Annotated in this window: 1 protein-coding gene; it reads left to right on the top strand. The window is 63.8% G+C overall.

Translation table 11 applies throughout. The features are described 5' to 3' along the window. The first annotated feature begins 66 nt into the window (after nucleotides 1-66). Nucleotides 67-1,208, top strand: a protein-coding gene (locus tag ACLBYG_RS31550; protein ID WP_447684082.1) for an IS3 family transposase whose coding sequence is annotated in 2 segments (ribosomal slippage) — nucleotides 67-334 and nucleotides 334-1,208 — 1,143 coding nt in all. Because the reading frame shifts where the segments join, the coding sequence is not laid out codon by codon here. Nucleotides 1,209-1,226 lie beyond the last annotated feature (18 nt).

Genomic DNA, 1,226 nt, shown 5'->3' with positions numbered 1-1,226 from the left:
TGACCTGACCGGCTGGTTTTGGACCGGGCTGATTGAGAGGATCAGCCAGGACCGAAGGAGGCGGACATGCGGCGAGGTCAGAAGACGAACGCGGAGCAGGTTGTGCTGAAGCTGCGCCAGATCGAGGTGCAGACAGCCCAGGGTAAGAGTTTAGCCCTTGCATGTAGAGAGGCGGAGATCTCCGAGCAGAGCTACTACCGCTGGCGCAAGGAGTACGGTGGCCTCCAAGTCGATCAAGCCAAGAAGATGAAGGATTTGGAGCGTGAGAACGCTCGGTTGCGCCGGCTCGTCGCCGATCTCTCTTTGGAGAAGCAGGTGCTGGCGGACGTCGCCTCGGGAAACTTGTAGCCCCCGAGCGACGCCGGCAGGCGGTCGACGGGATCCGGGAGAAGTACGGCCTCTCGGAACGTCACGCCTGCCGGCTCGTCGGTCAGCACCGCGGCACGCAGCGCTACGTGCCGACGGTGCCGGCCGACGAGGATGGGCTGACCCGAGCCATCGTTGCCCTGGCCTCCGAGTACGGGCGCTATGGCTACCGTCGTGTCACCGCGCTGCTGCAAGCAGACGGCTGGCAGGTGGGCAAGGACCGGGTTCAGCGCATCTGGCGCCGCGAGGGGCTGAAGGTCCCCAGCCGACATAAACCCTGCAGCCGCCTATGGCTGAACGACGGCTCATGTGTGCGGCTGCGCCCGCTCCACCGCAATCACGTCTGGAGCTTCGACTTCGTGCAGGCCCAGACCCACGACGGCCGCAGCTTGCGCATCCTGACGCTGATCGACGAGCACAGCCGAGCCTGCTTGGCGTTGAAGGTGGCGCGCCGCATCAACAGCGTCGGCGTGATCGAGGCGCTGGCCGACGCGATGTGTCTGCACGGCATCCCGGAGCACATCCGCTGCGATAATGGCCCTGAGATGATCTCGAAGGCGTTGCGCAATTGGGTCGCCAAGACCGGCTCGCAGATCCAGTACATCGCGCCAGGATCCCCGTGGGAGAACGGGTACTGCGAGAGCTTCAACGGCAAGCTTCGTGACGAGTGCCTACGCCAAGAGATCTTCTACTCGCTGAAGGAGGCGCAGATCGTGATTGGTCTATGGCAAACCACCTACAATTGCGTCCGACCGCATTCTTCGCTGGGCTATCGGCCACCTGCGCCCGTCAGCTACCCGGATCTGGCCTTCCGGCTACCCATGACCGCGACCATGCAGTAGCCTCTCAATTGGCTCGGT

This window comes from Methylobacterium sp. D53M, from assembly GCF_053345625.1.
The sequence above is the reverse complement of the archived record's forward strand: the minus strand, read 5'-3'. Positions and strand labels throughout refer to the sequence as shown.